Annotated in this window: 2 protein-coding genes; both read left to right on the forward strand. The window is 72.6% G+C overall.

The genetic code is table 11. From position 1 onward, the window contains the following. Positions 1–2,376, forward strand: a 2,376-nt coding sequence (locus tag VIB55_RS05535; protein WP_331875672.1) for an amino acid adenylation domain-containing protein, incomplete at its 5' end; no start/stop codon positions are given. 261 nt (positions 2,377–2,637) lie between these two features. After that, positions 2,638–7,004 (forward strand): amino acid adenylation domain-containing protein (locus VIB55_RS05540; protein WP_331875673.1); only part of this gene is annotated, 4,367 nt, incomplete at its 3' end.

Genomic DNA, 7,004 nt, shown 5'->3' on the forward strand with positions numbered 1-7,004 from the left:
CTTCCCGTTCGCGTGGAACTGTCCGACGCCCCGACGGTGGTGGAACTGCTGGCCCGGGTGAAGGAGCGCTCGCTCGGCGCGCAGCATCACCAGGACATCCCCTTCGAGCAGGTGGTGGAGCTCGTGCACCCGGCGCGGAGCATGGCGCACGCCCCGCTCTTCCAGGCGATGTTCACCTGGCAGAACGCCACCGGCGGCGGCGCCGGGCTCCCCGGCCTCGCACCGGCGCCGGCGGGACCGGCCAACCCAGCGCACCGCGCGGCGCCGGTCGCTCCTCCGCCGTCCACGCACGCGACGACGCTTGCCACGGCGCACGTCGACCTCTCGCTGACGCTCTGGGAGCACGGCGGGAGGATCGCGGGGAACGTGACGTACGCCACCGCGCTCTTCGAGCGGGCAACGGCGGAGCGCTTCGGGGGATACCTGCGGCGCGTGCTGGAGGCGTTCGCCGCCGACGATCTCCAGGCGGTGGAAGCGCTCCCGCTCCTGCCGGATGCGGAGCGGCGCCTCGTCGTCGAGGAGTGGAACGCGACCGGCGCGGCGTATTCCCGCGAGTCGTGCATCCACGAGCTGGTGGAGGCGCAGGCCGCGCGCACGCCGGACGCGGTAGCGGTCGTTTTCGATAGCGGCGAGCTCACCTACGCCGAACTGAATGAGCGCGCCAACCGCCTGGCGCACCACCTTGCCCGGCACGGCGTGGGGCCGGATGCACTTGTGGCGATCTGCGTGGAGCGCGGCCCGGAGATGGTCGTCGGGCTCCTGGCCATCCTCAAGGCCGGCGGCGGCTACGTTCCGCTGGACCCCGGCTATCCGGCGGAGCGGCTGCGGTACATGCTCGATGACAGCGCACCCGCGGCCGTGCTCACGCAGGGTTCTCTGGAGGGTGTGCAGGCGCTGTTCGCGAACGTGGACGTGCCAGTGATCGACCTTGAGGGTGATGGGTGGGCGCGGGGCGCGGCGACCAATCCGGCACGCGCGGGGCTCACCCCCGGGCACCTGGCCTATGTGATCTACACCTCCGGCTCCACGGGTACGCCCAAGGGGGTGATGATCGAGCACCGGAGCCTGGCGAACCACACCGCGTGGCAGGCCGGCGCCTTCGGAATCGGCCCGGACGACGCCGTGCTGCAGCGCACCTCCATCTCCTTCGATGCGTCTGTGTGGGAGCTGTGGACCACGCTGGCCACGGGCGCCCGCCTCGTCCTTCTTCCCGCGGACGCGGCGAAGGACCCGAGCGCAATCGCGCGGGTGATCGAGGAACGCGGCGTGACCGTCGTCCAGTTCGTTCCCACGCTCCTGCAGGCGGTGCTGGGCGGGCTACCGGATGGTACGCAACTGCGCCCGCGCCTGGTGTTCTGTGGCGGCGAGCCGCTCACGCAGGCATTGGTGGCGGAGGCGCGCGCACGCGGCGTGGGCGAAGTCGTGAATCTCTACGGTCCCACGGAGGCCACGATCGACTCCACGGCGTACCGGTGCGTCGATGAGGATCGTGCCCCCGCCATCGGCGCTCCGGTGGGCAACGTGCGCGTCTACATCCTGGACGGCGCGGGAGAGCCCGTGCCCGTCGGCGTGGCGGGCAAGCTCTACGTCGGGGGCGCGGGAGTGGCGCGCGGGTACCTGGACCGGCCGGCGCTGACTGCGGAGCGCTTCGTCCCCGATCCGTTCGGCGGCGACCCGGGGGCGCGTCTGTACCGCACGGGAGACCTGGCGCGGTGGCGCGGGGACGGGGTGGTCGAGTTCCTGGGGCGCAACGACTTCCAGGTGAAGGTGCGCGGCTTCCGCGTGGAGCTCGGCGAGATCGAGGCGCGGCTGCGCGAGCACCCGTCCGTGAGCGAGGCGGTGGTGGCCGCGCGCGCGGAGGGCGCGGGCGACACGCGGCTGGTGGCGTACGTCGTGGGATCGGATTCCGTCGAGATCGACGCGCTCCGCTCGTATCTCTCGGAGCGCCTGCCGGAGTACATGGTGCCGGCGGCGTACGTGCGGCTCGACGCGTTGCCGCTGACGGCCAGCGGCAAGCTGGACCGCAAGGCGCTCCCCGCACCCGAGGGCGACGCGTTCGTGACGCGCGGCTACCAGGCGCCGGTGGGAGAGACGGAGGAGGAACTGGCGGCGATCTGGGCCGAGGTCCTGGGCGTGGAGCAGGTGGGCCGCCACGACCACTTCTTCGAGCTGGGCGGCCACTCGCTCCTGGCCGTCCGCGTGATCTCCCGTGTGCGCCAGGTGCTGGGCGCGGAAGTGGGGATCGCCGACCTGTTCGAAAAGCCGGTGCTCTCCACCTTCGCCCAGCACGTCGTCCATGCGCTGCTCGCCCAGTTCGACCCCCAGGAGCTCGCGCGGCTGGGCGCGCTGCTCGAGGACGACGCCACCCCGGGGTGATCCCCCGCGCGCAAATCGCGCGGGTGACATATATTATCGGACATCGCAAGCGCAAATCGATCAAACGGTTACGGCAACGTCCCCCGGGGGGCGGGGCAGGGCGCCTCCGTGGCATGCGGCCAGGCCCGTCTGACCCCTACGCCCCACCAGCGCAGCGGCCCGCCGGCACGAACGGGCACGCCGCGCTGAACGGCAGTCGCGCAGCATCAGGCACACGGCACCTCCGTCTGGTCGGAAGCCCATCGCATTATAGAGCAGGACATGACCGATATCATCTCCCGGCTGGCCCAGCTGTCCCCCGAAAAGCAGAGGCTGCTGACGCTGAAGCTGAAGGGCGGGGCAGCCGCGGCGGCGGCCGGGCAGGCCGGCGGCGTGCGCCCCTCCGAGTTTCCCGCGTCGTTCGCGCAGCGGCGGCTGTGGCTGCTGGATCGCCTGGAGCCGGGGAGCACCGCCTACTCCATGCCCCGCGTCTGGCGGATCCCCGGCCCCTTGGACGCGGCGGCGCTGGAGCGTGCCCTGGACGAGCTGGTGCGGCGCCACGAGACGCTGCGCACGCACCTGGAGGAGCGCGGCGGAGAGCCGGTGCAGGTGGTCGCCCCGCCCTCCCCCTTCCGGCTGGAGGTGGCGGACCTTTCCGCGCTGGCTCCCGCCGAGGCGCTCGCCGAGCTGGAGCGGCGGGCGCGTGCCGACGCCGCGGCCCCTTTCCGGCTGGAGGAGGGCCCGCTCTTCCGCGCCTCCCTCGTGCGGCTGGCGGCGGACGAGCACGCCCTGCTGTTGAACCTGCACCACGCGATCACCGACGGCTGGTCCACCGGCATCCTGGCGCGCGAGCTGATGGCCCTGTACCAGGCCTTCGCGCGCGGCGGGGCCTCGCCGCTGCCGCCGCTCCCCCTGCAGTACGGCGACTACGCCCTCCGCGAGCGCGAGCGCCTGTCCGGCAACTCCCTCCGGCGGCTGGTGGGCTTCTGGCGGCAGGCGCTGGAGGGGGCTCCCACGCTGCTGGACATTGCGCCCGACCGCCCGCGGTCCGCCGTGCGCACCCATCGCGGTGCCGCCGTCAGCGCCTTGCTGAGCGCCGGCCTCCCCGCGCGCGTGGACGCGCTGGCGCGGGCGCACGAGGCCACGCCGTTCATGGTGTACCTGGCCGCCTATCAACTTCTCCTGGGCCGCTACGCCGGCCAGGACGACGTGCTGGTGGGCACGGCGGTCGCGAACCGTGCCTCCGTGGAGGTGGAGGGCATCGTCGGCTTCTTCGTGAACACGCTGGTGCTGCGCGGCGACCTCTCCGGCGACCCCACCTTCGCCGAGCTGCTGGCGCGCGTGCGCGAGGCCACGCTGGGCGCCTTCGAGCACCAGGCGCTCCCGTTCGAGAAGCTGGTGGAGGAGCTGAACCCCGAACGCTCGCTGACCCACGCCCCGCTGGTGCAGGCCGCCATCGTCCTGCACAACCAGCATGGCGCCGGCGTGGGGGACGGCCCGGCCGCGGCGGCGGCTCCGGCGCAGGCGGCGGGGCCCGCGCTGCGGCTGGAGGCGGCGGAGGGCGCGGAAGAGACGGCGCGCTTCGATCTCACGCTGGAGCTGGCGCTGTGGCCCGACGGCCTCCGCGCGAACCTCGGCTACGCTACGGACCTCTTCGAGCGCGACACGGTCCGGCGGATGCTCGGCCACCTGCAGCGGGTGCTGGAGCAGGTGACCGACGACGCGAACGTGCCGCTGTCGCGGCTGGAGTTGCTCGGCGAAGCGGAGCGCGCGCTGGTCATCCAGGAGTGGAATCGGACGGAGCGCCCGTACCCGCGCGGCGTGTGCATCCACGAACTGTTCGAGGCGCAGGTGCGGGAGCGCCCCGGTGACGTGGCGCTGGCCTGGGGCGATGAGTCGCTGACGTACCGGGAGCTGGACGCGCGGTCGAACCAGCTGGCGCACCACCTCGTCCGGCTGGGCGTGGGGCCTGACGATCGCGTGGGCGTGCTGCTGGAGCGGAGCGCGGAGCTGATCGTCTCGATCCTGGCCGTGCTGAAGGCGGGGGGCGCGTACGTGCCGCTGGACCCGGAGTATCCGGCCGAGCGGCTGCGCCTGATGATGCGCGACAGCAGCGTTCGCGTGCTGCTCACCCGCGGCGGCCTGGCGGGCGAGGTGGGGGCCGGAGACCTGGATGTAATCCACCTGGACCAGGCCGCGGACGCGCTCGCGTCGGAGCCGGTCGAAGCGCCTCCGAGCCGGGCGACCGCGGAGAACCTGGCGTACATCGTCTACACCAGCGGGAGCACGGGAAGGCCCAAGGGCGTGATGGTGGCCCACCGGCACGTCGTACAGCTCGTGTGCGAGACCGACTACGTCCAGATCCGGCCGGGCGACCGCGTGGCGCAGGCGTCGAACGCGAGCTTCGACGCGCTGACGTTCGAGATGTTCGGCGCGCTGCTGAACGGGGCGACGCTGGTCGGCATCGATCGCGGCGTCCTTCTCTCGCCCCCGGCACTCCGCGAGTTCCTCCGCGAGAACGAGATCACCACGATCTTCCAGACCACCGCGCTGCTCAACCAGCTCTCGCGCGAGCAGCCGGACATCTTCGCCCCGCTGCGCGAGGTGCTGTTCGGCGGGCAGGCCGTGGACGCCGACGCCGTGCGGCGGCTGCTGAAGGCGGGCGGCCCCCGGCGCCTGCTGCACATGTACGGGCCCACCGAGACGACCGTCTTTTGCCTGTGGGAGCAGGTGGAGCACGTGGCGCCGGACGCGCTGACGGTCCCCATCGGCCGCCCCACCGGCAACCAGCGGATCTATCTCCTCGATGCCGCCGGGAACCCGGTTCCCGTAGGAGTGCCGGGAGAGGCGTACGTGGGCGGCGGTGGTGTGGCGCGGGGCTACCTGGAGCGGCCGGGGCTGACGGCGGAGCGCTGGATTCCCGACCCGTTCGCCACTGCGCCCGGCGCGCGGATGTACCGCACCGGCGACCGGATGCGGTGGAAGGCGGACGGGCGGCTGGAGTTCGTCGGGCGCGTGGACGAGCAGGTGAAGATCCGCGGCTTCCGGATCGAGCCGGGAGAGATCGAGGCGGTGCTGTCGGCTCACCCGGAGGTGCGCGAGGCGCGGGTGATCGTGGGCAGGGATGCGTCCGACGAGCAGCGGCTGGTGGCGTACGTGGTGGGAGAAGTCGAGGCGGCCCGGTTGCGGGAGCACCTGCGGGCAAGCCTTCCGGAGTACATGGTGCCGGCCGCGTTCGTGGTGCTGGAGCAGCTGCCGCTGACGCCGAACGGCAAGCTGGACGTCAGGGCGCTCCCCGCGCCGGATCTCGCGTCGGCTGAAGAGCGGTACGTCGCGCCGCGGACGCCGGTGGAAGAGGTGCTGGCTGGGATCTGGGCCGAGGTGCTGCGCCTGGAGCGGATGGGGGTGGAGGAGAATTTCTTCGAGGCGGGCGGGCACTCCCTGCTGGCGACGCGCGTGGTTTCGCGCATCCGCGCGGTGTTCGGCGTGGAACTGCCGCTGCGCGCGCTCTTCGAGGGACCCACCGTCGCGGAGCTGGCCCGGCGCGTGGAAGACGAGCGCCGGGCGGATCTGCCGGTGCTGCCACCCGTGGTGCCGGTCGAACGCACAGACGCCCTGCCGCTGTCCTTTGCGCAGGAACGCCTCTGGTTCCTGGATCGCCTGCAGCCGGGGAGCACCACCTACCACATTCCGGTGGCGCACCGCCTGGGCGGAGCGCTGGACGGCGCGGCGCTGGAGCGGGCGCTGGGCGAGATCGTCCGCCGCCACGAGGCGCTGCGGACCGTCTTCGCGGAGGTGGACGGGTCGCCTGTGCAGGTGATCGCGCCCTTCGGCGGGTTCGTGCTTCCGGTGGTGGACCTCTCGGGGTTGGGTGAGGCGGAGCGCGAGGCGGCGGCCAGGCGGCGCGCCGCGGAGGAGGCGGCACGGCCCTTCGACCTTTCGGCGGGACCGCTCTTCCGCGCGGCGCTGCTGCGGCTGGGGATGCAGGACCACGTGCTGCTCATCTCGATGCACCACATCGTCAGCGACGGGTGGAGCCTGGAGGTGCTCTTCCGGGAGCTGACGGCGCTGTACCAGGCGTTCCGCGAGGGCGGGGAGTCGCCGCTGCCGGAACTGGCGGTGCAGTACGCCGACTACGCGGTGTGGCAGCGTGAGCAGCTGGCGGGCGAGGTGCTGGAGCGGCAGCTCGTGTACTGGCGCGAACGCCTGGCGGGCGCGCCGGAGCTGCTGGAACTCCCCACCGACCATCCCCGCCCCCCGGTGCAGACGTACCGGGGCGCGTCGGTGCCGGTGGAGGTTTCTCCGGAGCTGCTGGAGCGGCTGCAGGCGCTGGGGCGGAGCGAGGGCGCCACGCTGTACATGACACTGCTGTCTGCCTTTCAGGTGCTGCTGTCGAAGTACGGTGGGAGCGACGACGTCGTCGTGGGCAGCCCCATCGCGGAACGGACGCGCCGGGAGGTGGAGGAACTGATCGGCTTCTTCGTCAACACGCTGGTGCTGCGGACCGACCTCTCGGGAGACCCGTCCTTCCGCGAGGTGCTGCGGCGGGCGCGGGGGGTCACTCTCGGCGCGTACGAGCACCAGGATGTGCCCTTCGAGCGCCTGGTGGCCGAGCTGCAGCCGGAGCGGTCGATGAGCTACTCGCCGCT

This window comes from Longimicrobium sp. (assembly GCF_036554565.1).
GTDB lineage: Bacteria > Gemmatimonadota > Gemmatimonadetes > Longimicrobiales > Longimicrobiaceae > Longimicrobium.